The sequence below is a fragment of the Paraburkholderia dipogonis genome (assembly GCF_046027395.1).
In the GTDB taxonomy this organism is placed as follows: Bacteria; Pseudomonadota; Gammaproteobacteria; order Burkholderiales; family Burkholderiaceae; genus Paraburkholderia; species Paraburkholderia dipogonis_A.
In genome coordinates this window covers 1-17,697 of the sequence record NZ_JAQQEG010000001.1, presented here as the reverse complement: position 1 = coordinate 17,697, position 17,697 = coordinate 1, and the positions used below count along the sequence as shown (strand labels likewise).

The window sequence follows — 17,697 nt, the reverse complement described above, 5'->3', positions numbered from 1 at the left end:
CCGGCCCGCTTTGCTTTGCGCGCACGGTAGTTTATTCCGGACAGCCGCCTGCCAAGCCGCGATTTGACAAATTACGGTCGCGTTTCACCAGGCAAACACCTTATGTATTTGCATCTCATATTGCCAAGGGCTTGATCGCGACCTATCGTTCGACGAAGCCGATTTCGTCGCGAAATAAGGCACGCCATATGCAATAAAATTACATATATTGACGGCATCAAAACCCACAATTTTTACGCCGCGAGACCTCAAGCATTTGGTGTGAAGCGCCGATAACAACTAATTCGTCACCCCGGAGACCGACCATGAGCAGTATCACTGAGCCGAGCGGGAATTCAGGCTCTACCCCCTTCTTTTCCAAACAGGCCACCGTTGCGAAGCCAGGCTTTTCGCGCTGGATGGTTCCGCCCGCGGCTCTTGCCGTCCACCTCTGTATCGGCCAGGCGTATGCCTTTTCCGTGTTCAACGGCCCGCTGACGAAAGTCATCGGCATCACGCAATCCACCGCGGATGACTGGTCGCTGACGTCGCTCGGCTGGATCTTTTCGCTGGCGATCGTGTTTCTCGGTTTGTCGGCGGCTTTCGCCGGCAAGTGGCTCGAACGCGTCGGCCCGCGCCGCACGATGTTTACCGCCGCATGCTGCTTCGGCGGCGGCTTCCTGGTTTCCGCGCTCGGCGTGTATCTGCATCAGATCGTGCTGCTCTATCTCGGCTACGGCGTGATCGGCGGAATCGGGCTGGGCCTCGGCTACGTGTCGCCGGTGTCCACGCTGATCCGCTGGTTCCCGGACCGCCGCGGTATGGCGACCGGCATGGCCATCATGGGCTTCGGCGGCGGCGCGATGATTGCCGCGCCATTGTCGGTGGCGTTGATGAACCACTTCCGCAGCGCCACCAGCATCGGCGTGGCCGAGACGTTCGTCGTGCTCGGCATCGCCTACTTCATCTCGATGACGATCGGCGCACTCGCGATCCGCGTGCCGCCGGCTGACTGGAAGCCAGCCGGCTGGACGCCGAGCGCGACCAGTCAGGGCAAGATGATCTCGCGCAACCATGTGCATATCGATCAGGCGTTGAAGACGCCGCAGTTCTATCTGATCTGGCTCGTGCTGTTCCTGAACGTGACGGCCGGCATCGGCATTCTCGGCCAGGCCTCGGTGATGATTCAGGAGAGCTTCAAGGACACGGTGACGGCAGCCGCGGCGGCCGGTTTCGTCGGCCTGCTGTCGCTCTTCAACATGGGCGGCCGTTTCGTGTGGGCGTCGGCGTCGGACTGGATCGGCCGTAAGAACACCTACTTCATCTTCTTCGCGCTCGGCGCGGTGCTGTACTACCTCGTGCCCGGTTTTGCGGCGTCGGGGCACATCGCCCTCTTCGTGCTCGCCTACTGCGTGATCCTCACGATGTACGGCGGAGGCTTCTCCACCGTGCCGGCGTATCTCGCCGACATGTTCGGCACGGCGTTCGTCGGCGGCATTCACGGACGTCTGCTGACGGCGTGGGCCGCGGCGGGCGTCGCCGGTCCAGTGCTGGTGAACTACATTCGCGCCTATGAAGTCGCGCAAGGCGTCGCCAAGGCGGACGCCTACACGATGACTGTTCACATCATGGCCGTGCTGCTCGTCATTGGCTTTGTCTGCAACCTGCTGATCAAGCGTGTGGATGACAAGCACCACATGACCGACGCACAACTCGCCAAAGGCGCTTAAGGAGACTCGCATGTCGACCATTCAAGCAGTGAATCAGACCAGCAAGGTCAAACTCGCCGTCTTCTGGCTGTATGTGACGCTGCCGCTGGCATGGGGCGTGGTCAATACACTCTCGCAGGCGATGAAGCTCTTCAAGTGAATGTGGTTCGGCACCCCGCGCGTTCAGACGGCGGGGTGCCTGCAGCGAATATGACTCGCTGACTGTCTACCGGCGCATTTCAACCGCGCCGATTTCCCGCCCCCCCGCTACCACTGATACGCCGCGCCGGCCGTGACCGCGGTCGTGGCGGAACTGATGCCCGCGCCGAGTTTCACCTTCAAACTCTGCGTGACGCGTGCCGACAGCCCCACCGCCACCGCCTGATAGCCCTTGTAACCGGCTGTTCCGACGCCGATTGCGAGGTTCTTGGTGGCATCGACTTCGGGGATCGAGGTCAGCGCCAGCGCCGATGCCGTTCCGGAGTACGCGTTGCGCGCCATGTCGCTCAAGCCGCCCTGAAACTGCTGCATGTTGACGGCGTCGGTCGGCCCCTGCCCGGCCGCGACGTTGGTAATGCGGCGCTCGCTGCCGGACGACCCGACAGAAACCGTGTTCGTCACATCGGCCACCGAGCCCTCGCCGATCGCGACCGAATTCGGCGCCGATGCTTTGGAGCCGCCACCGATCGCCACAGAACCGTTGCCGATCGCCTGCGCCGCGTTGCCGGAACTGGTGACGGCGACATAGGGACTGCCGGTGTTCTGAGTATTCCGCACCACGTTGATCTGCTGGCTAAGACTGCTGACAGTCTGATTGGTGTTCCAGAGTTGAGCGCCGGTCACTGCGTCGGTGCTGGTGGCCGATAGCGCGCCGTCCTGCAGATTGGTCAGTTGTACCTTCGGCGCATTGCCCGCCGTACCGCCGAGCGTGATCCGGTTATGCGCCGAGCTGTCGTACTGCACCGCATTCGCGACCGCGCCGCCAAGGTTGCCAACGGTGGTCTGCAGACCGGCAATATCGCTGCTGTTCTGCGTGACGCGGCCATCCAGGTTGGTGATCGCGCTGCCGACATTGTTCACGACCGTGCCGCCCACCCGATACGACGGCGCCGTCACCGAACCGTCCGCGTTGACGGTCGACCCGCCGCCGAGTGCCACCGCCGTGCTCGCCGACTGCGCATACAGTTGCGAACCATTGACCGCATCGCTGCTGGCCGGACCGACGGCGCCGGCTGCCACGCCTGTGACGACGCGGTTGCCCGCTGTGCCGGCCATGTTGATCAGATTGCCGTCCGTGATTGCACCGACATTGATGACACGTGACACCTTGTCTTGCGTGACCATCCCGATGCCGCCGGTCGCCATGTTCTGCTGCAAGGTGCTGAGGCCGTCGTCGAGCGAGCCGAGCGCGTCGCCGACGGTGGTTTGCGTGCCGCCCTGCATGTGATAGCTGGGGCCGGTCACAGAACCGTCGGCGTTGATCTGGGCGCCGCCGCCCAACGCGGCCACCGTCGGTTTGAACTGGCCGAGATTGACCGCGGACGCATCCGTTGTGCCCGCCGCAATCCCGGTCAGTTCACGTGCGCCGCCAGTGCCGCTGAAATCGACGCGCGCGCCGTCCGTGTCCTTCGCGACGGTAAGATTGCGCGACGTCTGATCCTGCTGAACGAGCCCGATCTCGCCATTGGTGATCTGGTTGGTGATGTTGCTCACGTCGCCTTCGATCGTCGTGGTGCGCTGATCGAGATTGCTGATGTTCGTCGTGTTGTCGGCGACGCGCTGGTCGAGATTGCTGATGTTCGTCGTGTTATCCGTAACGCGCTGATCGAGGTTCGCGATGCTGCCGGTGTTCTGCGCAACGGCCTGATTCGTGGTGAACAACTGCGCGCCGTTGACGGCGTCCGAACTGTCGGCAGCGAGATTCGCGGCGCGCACGTTGGTGATACGAACCGGCGCGGCGATGCTGCCCAACGTGACGCTGTCGTGCGCCGTCGAATCGTACCGAACCGCATCGGCGCCCGCCTGCGTGCTGGTCGTGATGGCGGCCGCGAGCGCGGAACCCACGTCGTTATAGGTACTTCCGCCGATGCTATACACGGGCTTTTTGAGCGACCCGTCCACGTTGACCACCGAGCCGCCGCCGAGCGCCGCTGCCGTGTTGGCAGTACTCGCATAGAGTTGCGCGCCGTTGACTGCTTCGCTGCTGATGGTGCTGATCGCACCGGGCGCCACGCCGGAGATCACGCGTTTCCCGTCCGTTCCTGCGACGTTGACGCGAGTCCCGCCCGTGGCCGCGCCGACAAGAATGTCGCGAGAAGCGGGATTCTGCGTGACGAGGCCGACGGTGCCAATGTTGATCTGCGTCTGCAACGACGACAGGCCTGTATCGAGCGAACTGAGCGCGCTGCCGACCGTGGTCTGCGTGCCCGCTTGCACATGGTACGTGGGGCCGGCTACCGAGCCGTTGGCCGTCACTGTCGCGCCACCGCCGAGCGACGCGACCGCCTGACCGAGCTGCCCCACGTTCGCCGCCGAACTCGCGGCCGTGCCCGCCGCCACGCCGAGCAGCTCACGCGAGCCCGCGGTTCCGGTGAAATCGACGCGCTTGCCGTCCGTGCCCTTCGCCACGGTCAGATCGCGCGAAACCGAGTCTTGCTGAAGCAGCCCCATCGTGCCGTTGTTGATCTTATTCGTGACGTTGACGATGTCCGTCGTATTTTGCGCGACCGCCTGATTGGTGCCGTAGAGCTGCGCGCCGGTCACGGCATCCTTACTGGCGCCGCTCAACGTGGCGTCCGCGACATTGGTGAGCTTGACGGGCGTGACCGTGTCGCCCAGCGTCGCCACGTCATGCCTCGGCGTGTCGTAGCGCAGCGAGTCGGCACTGGCGGCGACGCTGCCTGAAACAACCGCGGCGAGTGCCGCGCCGACATCGTGGTACGTTGTCCCGCCAACGGCATAGGCCGGTGCGACTATCGCGCCGACGCTCGGGTCGATGAACGCGCCGCCACCGAGCGCCGCGGTCACGCCGGCAAGCTGGCCGACGTTGACCGCGTCGGTAGGCTGCATGCCGGCTGCCACATAGGTAATCTGGCGGCCGTGCGCCAGGCTGCCCACCGATACGGTGTTGATGCGGTCGGCGATCGAGCCGGGACCCAGCGCAACCGAGCCCGCGGCACTGGCCGATGAATTCGAGCCGATGGCCATCGAATCTTTTGCCATCGCGTTGACGTAGGTGTTATAGCCGATGGCGACGGACCCAATCGCCGAGGCGCTCGCGGACGAACCCACCGATATCGTATTGATCGCAGCCGACCGGGAGTTGTAGCCGATCGCCACCGAGTTATCCGCATAGGCTGCCACCGTCGACAGCGCGCCGATGGCAGTCGAATTCACCGATGCCACCGCGGCCGCCGAACCGACTGCGGTCGAATAGTCGGAACCGGCAATCGAGGCCGCGCCGACCGTCAACGCGTTGTAGCCGGTTGCAGCGGCCGTCGGGCCGATGGCCATCGCGTTCATATCGGTTGACGCACTGGTGGTAGTCCCTCGAACGACATTTGGACTGACGGCGATATAGTCGGTTACGGATGGAGGCGTGCTCGCGCCCAGCAAACCCATTTGACTCGAGCTGACGGTGGCCGGCCGCGCCGCCGCGACGACCGCCGGATTGCCTGTGAATACGCTTGCATTGTTGATTGCGGTGGCCAGGTCCGCAGGTTGGCCCGTTTCACCCCCAGCCGGCACAGCGAGGCCGGCCGTCAGCGCCTGCGCAACGCTGACACAGTCCTGCTCCGACGACGCGCACTCCCCGGCCGCTGCCGGTTGCGAAAACGCCAACGCACTCAGCAGCCCTGCACTCGCGGCCACCAGCGACCCACATACCGACGTTCCTTTCGCACCACGGCTTTTCGTCACTTCGGACGTGGCCGCGTAGGTGCGGGTCGTTTTGTTCCATACGGTCTTATGAGACTTGTTCAACATTCCTCCCAATTCTTTTTATAGAACATTCATGCACTAGGATTTTTACTATGTCATCCTAATTATTTGACTCAATCCAATAGAAACTTGAGATGGCATTGCGACTTCACCACGCCGCAAAGTCGCCGATTACAAATATACCTTGGAAAGCTATTTTTTAGCTTATATTGGAAAAGCGGCCTAATCCGCCTAGGACGTAAAATGCCAAATTTCCTAAATAACGCGTACGGTTTCTAGGCCTCGCTAAGCAACAGTTTTAATTTATCCGAGTCATCGCGTTGGACAATGCGAATTCCGGCCGAAGGTGCTCTCAAGCGGGACGAACACCGATCGCAATGAGTCTACCCTCGACACTCAAACGGAAGTCATACAGGAGAACTACACGTGAAGAGGCGCGAACTGATACAGCGGACGACGCCATCCCCAGACAGACCTATCAGCCACCCGCCGCCTGCAAGCGCATTGGAAAACTGATCTCAAAGATCGTCCCCTCGCCTTCCTGCGAATCAAACCGAATTTCGCCCTCCAGCACCCGGCACAATTCCTTGACGATCGCGAGACCCAGACCCGCGCCCGGAATGTCGTCATCGGCGGCGCGCTCGAACTCCTTGAACACGCGTTCCCGGTCCGACGCGCCGATGCCCACACCCGTATCCGACACGCGCAGGCGCCAGCGATCGTCCTCCGCGGCCGTCATGCTCAATTCGACCTGGCCGGCCTTCGTGTATTTGGCCGCGTTGGTCAGCAGGTTGAGCGCGACCTGCTTGAGTTTGAGACGGTTGGAGACGACCACATCCAACGCGCCGTCGAAGGCCGTCAGAAGGCGCAGCCCTTTCGCTTCGATCGCGCTTTCGCACGAAATCACCAGTTCGTCGAACAACTCGCGCAGCGCGAAGCTTTCGAGCACGAGCGGACTGTCGTCACCCAGCACGACCGAGTATTCGACCAGTTCGTCGACCAGCGTTTTCATATCGGCTGCCTGACGGTTCGCGAGCGCGAGCGCGGTCTCGATTTTGGACGGCGCGCGGCTGATCAGTTGCAGCGCCATCGAAAACACGTTGAGAAAGTTGCGCAGATCATGCACGACGCTGCGTGTGATCTGCATGCGCGACTCGTACAGATCGCCGACCAGCCGTTGCTTGAGCGTCAGTTCGTGATTGGCGCGCTCGAGGCGCCCGGTGTAGTCGTCGATCTTTCGGTCGCGCTCGCTAACGACCTCGCGGATCGACGTAAGCGTGACGAAACTGACGGCTTCGTCGATGAAATGCCGCGCCCGCTCCTCATGACGCCGCGTGAAATACGGCCGGGCTTCGCTGAATTCGACGATCGCGCCGGTCAGCATCTGCCGGAACAGATCGAGCTCGCGCACCAGTTCGTCGATCCGGTAACCCTGCTTCCAGCGCAATTTGCCGTGCAGGCGCGCGTCGCGTTCGATCGCGCTCTCGACGTGGTCGAGATCCTGGTTCTCCAGCACGCTGCAGATTTCGTCGAGGATGTTCGGAATGTGATCGGCCAGTTGCTCATAGGTCAGCCGGTCGGATTCGGTCAATTCGGCGTCATGAAAGACGGCCTTCATCCAGCGTTCGGTCAGATCGACCTGTTGCAGGCGCAACTGTGCGGCAAAAGCGGTCAGCGGCAGTACGTGCGAGTCTGTCATGTGGGAGACCTGGCGCCGCATGGCGGCGAAAATAGGTGTTCCGCGCCAGCCCCGCGGGGACTTCCTTCGGGGCGTACTCAACGCGACCGCATGGACTGCAAACCGCGCTCAGGAGGCAAATTATGAGCGCTGCACAAGCCGCCCGGGCGCCTCCAGTATGCGCGATTTACGGAACAAAAATTAACCAGGGTTAGGACGCGTCCGCGCTAGTGCGGCCCGCAGGAAGCCGCGCGGAGGCCGCACTAAGGAAGTCCCCTCGAGAGCCGCCCGAGCGCCTTCCCGATACGGACACCGCGTCGCCGCTTCAGATCTTTTCGAACAACACGTCCTGCGCGCCTTCCCACAACACCTTGGTCCCGAGTTCGCGCAGCTTCTCCTTGCCTTCGACAATGGTCAGGAAGTGGTTGCCCGCCAGTTGTCCCAACTTGCTCGCGAAGCAGCACGAACCGTACGCGAGAATGATCTCGGTTTCGCTGTAGCCGCCGGGGTAGAACAGAACGTCGCCGACCGACGGATGGCTCGTGTGATTCTCGAAGCCGACCGCCGCGCCGTCGTTCTCGAGCTTGAAGTCGCCGAGCGGCACCCAGCAGCCTTCGCCGCTCCAGCGCACGTGAATGATCTTTTGCCGGTACGGCAGAAGCTTCAGGAAGGCGGCCACGGTTTGCGGCGCGTCCGGGTGGGTTTCGGCGGTAAAGACATAGCCGCAGGAGGTGATTCGGAGTCGGGTCATCGCCAGGTGTCCAGTGTGAACGTGAATGGAATGGAATGGTCGGTCGAGGTCTGACGCGAGGCGGGAGCCAGGCCGTAGGCACGTCATTCTGTCGTCCGATGCAAGGCTTCGACAGATACAGTTGGCGCTCGACTGGTCAGTCCAGTTGGACCAGCGCCGATCTTTTGTGCGGATAGCGCCCGGCAAGCCACGACGGCATGCCCATGCCAGGTCCAACCATCCATGCGCCACGAAAGTTCGTAGTTTGCAAGCCGCGCAATGCGCAGCACACTGCGCAAGTGCGTGATTCCCCCAAGGCGGCTCTCGGACTGTACCTTCCGGCGACCCAACCCGGTCTGCCGTCAGAGACAGGGCGGCTGCACTGCCCGGCGGCGACAGCGGCGAGGCCGGGTGCACTCATCGGGCTGCCTCGAACTGTCCGCCGCCGTCCCGCCATTGCCGGGCTGACCAGCCGGCCACTTCCAGCCGCGCAATCCGTACTTCAGCCGCGCAGCCGGTAAGCGAGCGGCGTCACGCCGTAGTCACGCTTGAACTGCACGGAGAAATGACTGGCATTCTCGAAACCAACCGCGATCGCAATCTGCAGCACGGTCTGATCGGTGGCACGCAATAGCCGCGCCGCTTCCTCGAGCCGCAAACGCGATACGTACTGATGCGGCGTCTCGCCGGTCTCGCGGCGAAACACACGCGCAAAATGAAAGCTGCTTAACCCCGCCTGTGCGGCCAGTTCGCTGATCGCCAGATCCCCGGCGAGATTGGCGCGAATGTAATCGGTTACACGGCGGATCCGGCGCGGCACGAGGCGTTCCGGGCGCCCCAGCAATCCGGCCAGCGCGGGGCGGCCGCGCGAGTAGTGCTGCAACAGGTGCGCGGCGAGCGCGTGAACCAGCGCGTCGACATACAGACGCGAGTCGGCCGGATCGGCGGCGGCACGATGCAATGCAGCAAGCATCGCGGCGACCAGCGGATCACGAAACTGCATCGCGTCGCCGAGCGACAGCTCGCGGGAGCTGCCAAGCTCCAACTGATCGGCGACGCTGTCGATCAGGCTGCGCTCGATGTGCAAATGGACGGTCGACAGCGGCTCATCGCTGATCGAACGCCAGCGCCACGAGATTGGCGTGGGCGGCACGAACCAGACGTCGCCCACCCGCAGATCGGCGCTTTCCCAGCGGCCGTTCAGGTTGCGCTCGAGGTGCTCGGCGCCGCTCGCGAGGGTCATCAGCGTGAGGTCCTGCAAGCCGGGCGCTTCCAGCAGTTCCTGCTCGGCCGGTTCGAGATATGAGCGCAGCACGAGGTGCCGCCACGGGCGATCCACGCTCGACACCAGTTTCTCGCCCGCCATGTAGCGGTCGTAGGCGAGCGTCGTTGTGAGTTTTGGAATTCGTGCCATCACGTCCATTCCCAGGGAGGTGCCATATGAAGAGTGAACCCTGCCATACCCGCGTTGCCAATCCGCTGTCGGAGCAAGAACTCAAAAATGATAGCAAGGAACCGGCTACCGCAATTTTTGGAAATAGCTAATCATTCAGGTTGTCGTCTTTCACGCGTTTCGAACGCCGGAGCTACCGTTTCATGGAACACGAATGCGATACGCTGCCGCATTGGCTGACTGGCTCACCGCAAGGTGAAGCCGGGCACGCGTCGGCAGCATACAACTCGGCGGTTACCGCCCAACCGGCTTACCAGGCCGGCACGCGGCAACTCGAGAAATCAGCCCACGCGGCTGAAGCATCCAGGGCACCCAACCGCAGTGCAACAGGCGTGGCGCCCACAGGCTTTCTCACGCTCTTCACCGAGGAGGAGATCGGCACGCCCTCGCCCGCCGCGCGGCGCGCCGCACCCGTCATCAGTCCGCTGGTGCGCTTTGGCAGCGCGCAGGACCGCATCGAATTCGTGCGGCAGCGCATCAGGCAACTGGGCTTCGACTCATTCAGCTATTCGGCCACGCGCACGTCGGCGCATCACAAGACGATGTTCGTGCTGACCAGCTACGAGTCGCAAAGTTGGCTGACGCGTTATTTCCGCGAGCGTTATTTCGAGCTCGACCCGCGCGTGGCGCTGGCCTCGCCAACCGGCATGCCGTTTCTCTGGAACACGGCCGACATGCGCGCCGACCTGCCGCGTGCGCAAATGCGCAGCGAACGGCTCGGCGGGCTGATCGACATGCTGGAGGCGACCGGGCGCAAAAGCGGCATTCTCACGCAGATGCCGCTGCCGGAGCCGGAACTGAGCGCGAGCCTGTGCTTCAACTCGGAGACCGGCAATCCGCGCTGGATGACCGAATCGATCGTGGCCGAGACGCTGATGTTCGCGCACACGATTCACGAATTCATCTGGACGCACGCGAAGAGCGTGATCGGCATCGCGCCCGCGCAGCAGCAGCGCGTCACGCTGAGCGAATTGCAGCATGCGGTGCTGAAGGCGGTCGTGCAGGGTCAGCGGGACAAGGAGATTGCCTACTTCCTCGGGCTGTCGCCGCATAACGTCGACTATCACTTGCGCCGTCTGCGGCAGTTGTTCAACGTGCGCAACCGCGTGCAGTTGATCAATGTCGCGCAGGCGTATGTAACGTAGAAACAGGCGAAGGCCACAACCGGCACGCAGGCGCATGCCGGTTGTGACCCCCTCGCAATCGGATCATCGCGGCGCGCCTGCTGCGCCGGACATGCGGCAGGACCGCTCCGCTACGGCGATTTCCCGCGCCCTGCGGTGCACCTCACTCTGGCTCACACGCTGCGCATCGTGCGCAGGCAATCCGCCGCAAGCTGCTGATACACCCGCGTGCCGGACGACTTCGCGCGAACCTCCTCGTCGCCCAGGAGACGCACTACCCGCCCCGGCACACCCGCCACCAGCACGCGCGGCGGCACATGCCAATCCTTCTTCACGAACGCGCAGGCGGCCACGATGCTGGCCTCGCCGAGCACCGCGCCGTCCATCACCACGGCGTGCATGCCGACCATGGTGTTCGGCTCGAGCGTCGCGCCGTGAACGATCGCGCCATGGCCGATATGGCGTCGACCCCGAGCCGGCACGTGTTTTCGACACCCGTATGCAGCACGCAGGCGTCCTGCACGTTGCTGCCGCGCTCGACCACCACCGCCCCGAAATCGCCGCGCAGGCTCGCGAACGGCCCGATGTAACAGCACGCGCCCACCGCCACGTCGCCGATCAGCACCGCGCTCGGATGCACGTACGCCGACGGATCGACGCGCGGCCGCTTACCGTTGAACTCATAGAGCGCCATCGCTTCGCGCCGGCCGCGTCAGGCCGTCTGCGACGACAGGTGATAGTCGTCGGCGCCCCAGTACGCGCGCATGCGCACGATCTTGCCGGCGGCGTCGAAATCCATCACGTCGGTCACGTCGATATACGCGGGCCGTCCGTCTTGCGACGTGACATGCACGCGAAAGCTGATCGACGCGCTATTGCCGTGCGAGCCGCGCGGCGGCGCCATCAGTTCGAGCCGCGCGCCCACCGAGGTCGCGTATGCATAGAACGCGTCGATCTCGCCGCAGCCTTCCTTGACCGGCGTGCCGACCGGATCCTCGACGCTCGCGTTATCGGCGAACAGCGACGCCACGCGCGCGGCGTCGGCCGCGTTGAACGCCTCGATATACTCGACGAGGCGCGCCTTCATGTTTTCACTCGAGTTCATTCGCGCTCCTAGCGTGCGGTGTAGCCGCCGTCGATCACCAGCTCCGTGCCCGTCACGTAGCGGCCAGCCGGCGAGACCAGATAGAGAATGCCCGCGGCGATATCCTGCGGATCGCCGATCTTCGCGAGCGGCACGAGCGTTTTCATATGCGCGAAAATCTGCTCCGGGTCGCCGAGTTTGGCGAAGGCTTCTTCGAGCAACGGCGTGCGAATGAAGCCGGGGTGCACGGAATTCGCGCGGATGTTCTGCGTGGCGTACAGCATCGCCTCGGTCTTCGCCATCAAGCGCACCGCGCCTTTCGACGCGTGATACGCCGGCACGTCCGGGCCGCCGACGAGGCCGTACATCGACGACAGATTCACGATCGAGCCGCCGCCCGCGGCCAGCATGTGCGGGATCGCGTACTTGGTGCACAGGAACACGCCCGTGACATTGACGTCCATGACTTGCTGCCACTGCTGCAGCGTCATTTCGTGCGTCGGCAGATTCGCGCCTTCGATGCCCGCGTTGTTCACCAGCGCGTCGAGTCGTCCGAAGCGCGCGGCGATTTCACCGAACACGCTTTGCACGCTGTCTTCCTGCGTCACGTCCATTTTCCAGAACGCTGCCTTGCCGCCCGACTCGTTGATCCCGGCGACGAGTTGTTCGCCGGCTTCGGTGAGCACGTCGAGCACGGCGACCGCCGAGCCGGCCGCCGCCAGCGTGCGCGCCGTCTGCGCACCGATGCCACGCGCGCCGCCCGTGATCGCGGTCACTTTGCCGCTCATGTCGAACAGTTGATGGGGAAAAGTCATAGCGTCTCCGTCATGTTGTAGTTGGGTGGTCCGCGCCGCGTTGTCGCGCGCCGCAGACTGAAGCATGCCTCAAGCGCCGCGCCGCTCCGCGAGAAATTCCAGGCATTCGCGATTGAAATACCGCCGGTGTTCGACCATCACCCAATGGCCGCAGCGATTCATCAGCACGAAGCGCGCGTCGGCACAATGTTCAAGGAAGCGCATCGCGCCGCTCGCCGGATTGAAGCGGTCGTCGCTGCCCCAGAAGCCGAGCACCGGACACTTCAGCTCGGCGAGACGCGCGGTGAGGTTCGGCACGCGCATGGTCGAGAGCACCTCGGGCGGCTGTTGCTCGCACACGCGCAGGCGTTCGTCGACCAGCGCGTCGGTGACGAGGCTGCGATCGAACACCAGCATTTCGAGCAGTTGCCGCATGGTCAGCCGGTTCATTTGCCGGTTCGTGAACAGCGCCACCATCTTCTGGATGCCGTCCATTCTGAAGTACGTCTCGCGCTCTTCGACGCCGCCGGGCGCCATCATGATCAGACTGTCGACGTCCTCGGGATAGTCGAGCGCGTATTGCAGCGCGATCGCGCCGCCGAGCGAATTGCCGAGCAGTGTGGCCCGCCCGATGCCGTTGGCCGTGAGTTGCGCACGCAATGCGCTGACGAAGAAGTCGAGCGTGTAGTGCGCGTCGGCAGGCTTGGACGACGCGCCGTAACCCGGCAGATCAACCACGATCGCCCGGTGGCCCGCGGCCGCGAATTGCGGGTAGTTGTGTTTGAAATTGCTGAAGCCGCTCGCGCCTGGGCCGCTGCCGTGAATGAACACGACGGGCGCGCCGCTGCCGGCTTCGAAGTGATGCAGCGTGAGGCCGCCGGGCACCTCGGTGAAAACGCCGGTGGGCGGCTGCAAAGGTGCGCGCGATTGCGGCGCGGCTTGCTGGAATTCGATGGGCTTTGCGGTCATGCGCGCTTGTCTCCTTTCGCACCGCGCTCTTCGGCGCGACAGATGGTATGTGAGTCGCCAGCGCAATCATCATCGGCGCGAACACGCGGATCGGCATCGTCTTTTCAGACTACGAGGCGTCACCGCATTTCTCCTACCATCGGGCCCACACGAACTGATGGAGACAGCGGCAATGACAGGATTCGATTTCAGCGGCAAGGTGGTACTGGTGACGGGCGGCTCCAAGGGGATCGGCGCGGGCATCGCGCAAGCGTTCGTCGCGGCTGGCGCGACGGTTTATGTGTGTGGACGGACGCCACCGGAGAACGCGGTATCGGGTTCGCCGGAGCGGCACGATCCGCGTGAAAAGCGGTCAGGAAGCTCTCACGACGACGCGCCTCGCGATCCGTCCGCGCACTCGCCAAATCCGACCCCGCGCTTCATCGCCGCAGACGTGCGCGACATCGACGCAATCGACGCCATGCTCGCGCAGATCGAGCGCGAAACCGGCCGCCTCGACATCGTGGTCAGCAACGCGGGCGGCGCCCCGTTCGCGCTCGCCGCCGATGCCTCGCCGCGTTTCACCGAAGCGGTCATCCGCCTGAACCTGCTCGCGCCGCTGCAACTCGCGCAACGCGCCAATGCGCTGATGCAACGCCAGCGCGAAGGCGGTGTGTTGCTGTTCATCGGCAGTGTGAGCGGCTTGCGGGCCTCCCCGGGCACAGCCGCATACGGTGCGGCCAAAGCGGGCCTGCTCAATGCCGTGCGTTCGCTCGCGGTCGAATGGGCGCCAAAGGTACGCGTCTGCGCGGTGAGCCCGAGTCTCGTGCACACCGAAGCTGCCACCAGCGGACACACCGGCTCATCGACGAGCGACGCGCAAGACATCTCGCTCGCCCGCATCGAAGCAACGATTCCCGCAGGACGTCTCGCCCAGCCTGCCGACATCGCGTCCGCGTGCCTCTTCCTGGCGTCGCCGCACGCGGCATATGCATCGGGCAGCAATCTGATTCTCGAAGGCGGCGGCGAAGTGCCGGCCTTTCTCGCCGCCACCGGCCTGCATCAGGCCTTCACCGCGAAGTCCGACGAACCTGCGCGTCACTAGCACTCACGTCCCCAGGACAATCGACTAGTCCGTTTTGACGATTCTCGCGCCGCACGCGCCGCCTAACCTCTGAGCACAACAAATTTCAGATGTGACCACAGAGGAGACAGAATGCAGATCAACGGAACACGAGAGCGCGCACCAGCGATGCGCGCGCTGTGCACGGCATGCAAACTCACGATGCTGGCCGCGGCGACGCTCACGATGGCGCCCGCCCACGCAGGCGACACGCTCAATCTCGGTGCGGACACCACGCTCGATTACACCTTCACGCTCGGCTATGGTCTCGGCATGCGCACGCGCGCGCCGAGCGGCAATCTGCTGACGCCGGAGAACATCAACGGCGACGACGGCGACCGCAACTTCGCCAAAAACAAGCTGATCCAGAACCAGGTGAGCCTGCTCGGCGAAGTGAACCTGAAACACGACGACTGGGGCGTGTTCGTGCGCGCCGACACGTTCTACGATCAGGCCTATCAACATCCGAACTACAACGACGCACCCGGCACCGTGAATCACGGCGGCGTCTTCAACAACTTCACCGAGCAGGCGAATTACTGGGCCGGCGGCCGCACCCAATTGCTCGCGGCTTACGTGTACAACACATTCAAGCTGGGCGGCACGAGCCTGAACGTGAAGGTCGGCGATCAGGTCGTGGCGTGGGGCGAGAGCGTGTTCTTCCCGAACATCGCGGGGGCGCAAGGCCCTGCTGACGCCACCAAATCGTTCGTCGCGGGCGCAGAAGTGAAGGACATTCTGCTGCCGGTTCCGCAGATCTCCACGCAATGGCAGATCGCGCCGAATTTCAGTTTGCTCGGCTATTACCAGTTCTCTTTCCAGCCGAACCAGTTGAGCGCGCCCGGCAGCTACATGAGCTATTCCGACGTGGTCGGCCCCGGCGCGGAATACATCATCGGACCGGGCGGCATTCATATTCCGCGCGGCGACGACATTCGTCCAGGCAACAGCGGCCAATGGGGTCTCGGCGCGCGCTGGCGCGTGTTCGGCGATACGGAAATCGGCGCCTACTACCTGCACTACAACGACATGAACCCCAGTGTCGTGACGACCTATTTCCCGACCCTCGGCTATCAGCAAAAATACTTCGACAACATCAAGCTCAGCGGCCTGAGCTTCTCCACCGATCTGAACGGCGTGAACGTCGCGGGCGAAACCTCGTACCGGCAAGGCGCCGCCGTGCTCGTGAATACCGCCGCCGGTGCGCAAACCACGCGCGGCGACATCTGGCAATCGAATCTCTCCGCGATCTATTCGATCGGTCCGACCTTCCTCGCCGCCTCGCAGACACTGGTGGGCGAAGTGTCGTACGTGCACGCGGGCAATATCACGCCGCTGCTCGGTTCGTCGACGCTTGCCAACACACGCAATTCCGCCGCCTTCGAAGTGGCCTGGACGCTCAGCTACAAGAACGTCTTCAGCGGCTGGGACGTGGACGTGCCGATCACTTACGCCGACGACTTCACCGGCAAATCGGCACTGGCCGGCGCACTCGGTTCGATGACCGGCGTGGGCGACCACCGCGTGACGGTCGGTGTGAACTTCACGCGTCTGAGCAACCTGAAACTCGCACTGGTCTACGCGAAGTTTCTTGGTCGCCCGGACCCGACCAACCGCCCGCTCGCCGATCGCGACTATGTGCTCGCGACCGCGACCTATTCGTTCTGAGTCGACGCGCCGCGTTGAACCCGAAGGTGAATCCGCGGCGCCTTGCAACACGCATCACCCTTTGAATCAGCCGTCTTTTTACTGCAAGAGGATTTGGTCATGAGTCGAATTTTCAATCCCGCACTGCGTGTCTGCGTGTTCGCCGCAGGCGCCGCGCTCGCAGCCGCATCGTTCGCCAAAACCAGCCCGGAAGATATCGCCAAACTCGAAGGAGCGCTCACGCCGATGGGCGCCGAGCGCGCGGCCAACGCCGACGGCACGATCCCCGCATGGAGCGGCAAGTGGTTCGGCACGCCACCCGGCGTCGACTACAAGCAGGGCCAGCGCTTTCCCGATCCGTATGCAAGCGAGAAGCCGCTCTTCGTGATTACCGCGCAGAACATGCAGCAATACGAAGCGCGGTTGACCGACGGCGAGAAAGCGCTGCTCAAGAAGTATCCCGACACCTTCAAGATTCCGGTCTATCCGAGCCACCGCGATTTCAGTTACGGCGATGCCGTGTACAAGGACATCCGCCTGTACGCGCCGACCACTACGATGACGAAAGACCAGAACGGCCTGAAGGAGTTTCCGCCGGTCACGCCGTTCCCCGTACCGAAGAACGGCGTGGAGGCAATGTGGAATCTGCGCTTCGCCTCCACCATCGAAGGCGAAACCGCGACCTACGATCAGGCCGTCGTCTATCCGGACGGCAATATCGCGTGGGGCAAGGTGCAATACGCGATTTACGGACCGCGCAGCGCGGACCGCTTCGACCCGAAGAATGCACTGAACAGCAAGAGCTTCTTCCGCCAGACCACCATGCTGCCGCTCTCCGATCGCGGCACCATCATTACCGGCTTCGAGATGTGGGACCAGGAAGGCTCGGATACGCGCCGCACCTGGTCGTATAACCCCGGCACGCGGCGCGTGCGGCAGGCGCCGGAATTCGGCTTCGACCAGCCCGAAGGGCCGGGTGGTTTCCGCACCGTCGACGACGACCGCCTCTTCAACGGCTCGGGCGAACGCTACGACTGGAAGATCGTCGGCAAGCGCGAGGTGTATGTTCCCTACGACAACTACAAGCTGATGGACCCCTCGATCAAGTACACCGATCTGCTCACCAAGGGTCACGAGAACATGCAGTACATGCGCTTCGAACTGCATCGCGTCTGGGTATTGCAGGCGACGCTCAAGTCCGGCTATCGCCATCAATATGCAAAACGTGTGCTGTATCTCGACGAAGACACGTGGAATGCCGTGGCCGCTGACAACTACGACGCGCGCGGCACGCTGTGGCGCACGAACTTCGCGCCGACGCTCTATGCATTCGATGCGAAAACGTTCTATTCGACCGCCGTGTTCTATCACGACCTGATCTCGGGCGCCTACTACGCCGACCGTCTGGTGAATCAGGAACCGATGCCCGTGCTCACGCGTGGCTCGCAACTGACCGAAGCCTACTTCTCACCTGACGCGATTCGCGGCG

At 63.3% G+C, this 17,697-nt stretch carries 13 protein-coding genes and 1 pseudogene; 6 read left to right on the top strand and 8 right to left on the bottom strand.

Going from position 1 to position 17,697, the window contains the following annotated elements:
* Window positions 1-305: 305 nt before the first annotated feature.
* Window positions 306-1,709, top strand: coding sequence for an L-lactate MFS transporter (locus tag PQR32_RS00070; RefSeq protein WP_408221556.1), 1,404 nt, complete (start codon window positions 306-308; stop codon window positions 1,707-1,709).
* Between the two features lie 10 nt (window positions 1,710-1,719).
* Entirely contained in the window at window positions 1,720-1,848 is a 129-nt protein-coding gene (locus tag PQR32_RS00065; protein WP_106282486.1) for an MFS transporter small subunit, read from the top strand.
* 107 nt (window positions 1,849-1,955) lie between these two features.
* Here the strand turns inward: PQR32_RS00065 and PQR32_RS00060 are convergent, their stop codons facing one another.
* From PQR32_RS00060 to PQR32_RS00045, 4 genes are all read right to left on the bottom strand, one after another.
* Window positions 1,956-5,672, bottom strand: coding sequence for a YadA-like family protein (locus tag PQR32_RS00060; RefSeq protein WP_408221555.1), 3,717 nt, complete (start codon window positions 5,670-5,672; stop codon window positions 1,956-1,958).
* A 433-nt stretch (window positions 5,673-6,105) separates the two neighbouring features.
* Window positions 6,106-7,326, bottom strand: coding sequence for a sensor histidine kinase (locus PQR32_RS00055; protein ID WP_408221554.1), 1,221 nt, complete (start codon window positions 7,324-7,326; stop codon window positions 6,106-6,108).
* A gap of 304 nt (window positions 7,327-7,630) precedes the next feature.
* A complete protein-coding gene (locus PQR32_RS00050) occupies window positions 7,631-8,056 on the bottom strand; it encodes a DUF3830 family protein (protein ID WP_408221553.1) in 426 nt (141 codons plus the stop codon).
* A gap of 481 nt (window positions 8,057-8,537) precedes the next feature.
* Complete coding sequence (locus PQR32_RS00045) at window positions 8,538-9,449, bottom strand: helix-turn-helix domain-containing protein (protein WP_408221552.1); 912 nt, start codon at window positions 9,447-9,449, stop codon at window positions 8,538-8,540.
* 182 nt (window positions 9,450-9,631) lie between these two features.
* Here PQR32_RS00045 and PQR32_RS00040 point away from each other — a divergent pair, with 182 nt between their 5' ends.
* On the top strand, window positions 9,632-10,633 hold the full coding sequence (locus PQR32_RS00040; RefSeq protein ID WP_408221551.1) for a helix-turn-helix transcriptional regulator: 1,002 nt from the start codon (window positions 9,632-9,634) through the stop codon (window positions 10,631-10,633).
* Between the two features lie 152 nt (window positions 10,634-10,785).
* On the opposite strand, the pseudogene PQR32_RS00035 reads toward PQR32_RS00040, so the two are convergent.
* The 4 genes and pseudogenes from PQR32_RS00035 to PQR32_RS00020 all read right to left on the bottom strand — a co-directional run bounded on the left by PQR32_RS00035 (window position 10,786) and on the right by PQR32_RS00020 (window position 13,459).
* A pseudogene (locus PQR32_RS00035) lies at window positions 10,786-11,306 on the bottom strand (LbetaH domain-containing protein).
* A gap of 18 nt (window positions 11,307-11,324) precedes the next feature.
* Window positions 11,325-11,717, bottom strand: a complete 393-nt coding sequence (locus PQR32_RS00030; RefSeq protein ID WP_408221550.1) for a nuclear transport factor 2 family protein — start codon at window positions 11,715-11,717, stop codon at window positions 11,325-11,327.
* Window positions 11,718-11,725: 8 nt separating this feature from the next.
* Window positions 11,726-12,511, bottom strand: coding sequence for an SDR family NAD(P)-dependent oxidoreductase (locus PQR32_RS00025; protein WP_408221549.1), 786 nt, complete (start codon window positions 12,509-12,511; stop codon window positions 11,726-11,728).
* Between the two features lie 69 nt (window positions 12,512-12,580).
* Window positions 12,581-13,459: an alpha/beta fold hydrolase gene (locus PQR32_RS00020; protein ID WP_408221548.1), complete on the bottom strand. Its 879-nt coding sequence runs from the start codon at window positions 13,457-13,459 to the stop codon at window positions 12,581-12,583.
* Between the two features lie 172 nt (window positions 13,460-13,631).
* Here PQR32_RS00020 and PQR32_RS00015 point away from each other — a divergent pair, with 172 nt between their 5' ends.
* The 3 genes from PQR32_RS00015 to PQR32_RS00005 form a co-directional block, all read left to right on the top strand.
* Window positions 13,632-14,543 carry an SDR family oxidoreductase gene (locus tag PQR32_RS00015; RefSeq protein WP_408221547.1) on the top strand — a complete coding sequence of 304 codons (912 nt, stop codon included), beginning with the start codon at window positions 13,632-13,634 and terminating at the stop codon, window positions 14,541-14,543.
* A 111-nt stretch (window positions 14,544-14,654) separates the two neighbouring features.
* On the top strand, window positions 14,655-16,229 hold the full coding sequence (locus PQR32_RS00010) for a DUF1302 domain-containing protein (protein WP_408221546.1): 1,575 nt from the start codon (window positions 14,655-14,657) through the stop codon (window positions 16,227-16,229).
* Window positions 16,230-16,328: 99 nt separating this feature from the next.
* A partial coding sequence (locus tag PQR32_RS00005) for a DUF1329 domain-containing protein (protein WP_408221545.1) occupies window positions 16,329-17,697 on the top strand: 1,369 nt, incomplete at its 3' end.

Bases quoted from the DNA above. Each gene is read 5' to 3' on its own strand.
- PQR32_RS00050 (WP_408221553.1), bottom strand. From the start codon at position 8,056: ATGACCCGACTCCGAATCACCTCCTGCGGCTATGTCTTTACCGCCGAA.
- PQR32_RS00045 (WP_408221552.1), bottom strand. From the start codon at position 9,449: ATGGCACGAATTCCAAAACTCACAACGACGCTCGCCTACGACCGCTAC.
- PQR32_RS00070 (WP_408221556.1), top strand. From the start codon at position 306: ATGAGCAGTATCACTGAGCCGAGCGGGAATTCAGGCTCTACCCCCTTC.
- PQR32_RS00065 (WP_106282486.1), top strand. From the start codon at position 1,720: ATGTCGACCATTCAAGCAGTGAATCAGACCAGCAAGGTCAAACTCGCC.
- PQR32_RS00010 (WP_408221546.1), top strand. From the start codon at position 14,655: ATGCAGATCAACGGAACACGAGAGCGCGCACCAGCGATGCGCGCGCTG.
- PQR32_RS00030 (WP_408221550.1), bottom strand. From the start codon at position 11,717: ATGAACTCGAGTGAAAACATGAAGGCGCGCCTCGTCGAGTATATCGAG.
- PQR32_RS00055 (WP_408221554.1), bottom strand. From the start codon at position 7,326: ATGACAGACTCGCACGTACTGCCGCTGACCGCTTTTGCCGCACAGTTG.
- PQR32_RS00040 (WP_408221551.1), top strand. From the start codon at position 9,632: ATGGAACACGAATGCGATACGCTGCCGCATTGGCTGACTGGCTCACCG.
- PQR32_RS00020 (WP_408221548.1), bottom strand. From the start codon at position 13,459: ATGACCGCAAAGCCCATCGAATTCCAGCAAGCCGCGCCGCAATCGCGC.
- PQR32_RS00025 (WP_408221549.1), bottom strand. From the start codon at position 12,511: ATGACTTTTCCCCATCAACTGTTCGACATGAGCGGCAAAGTGACCGCG.
- PQR32_RS00015 (WP_408221547.1), top strand. From the start codon at position 13,632: ATGACAGGATTCGATTTCAGCGGCAAGGTGGTACTGGTGACGGGCGGC.
- PQR32_RS00060 (WP_408221555.1), bottom strand. From the start codon at position 5,672: ATGTTGAACAAGTCTCATAAGACCGTATGGAACAAAACGACCCGCACC.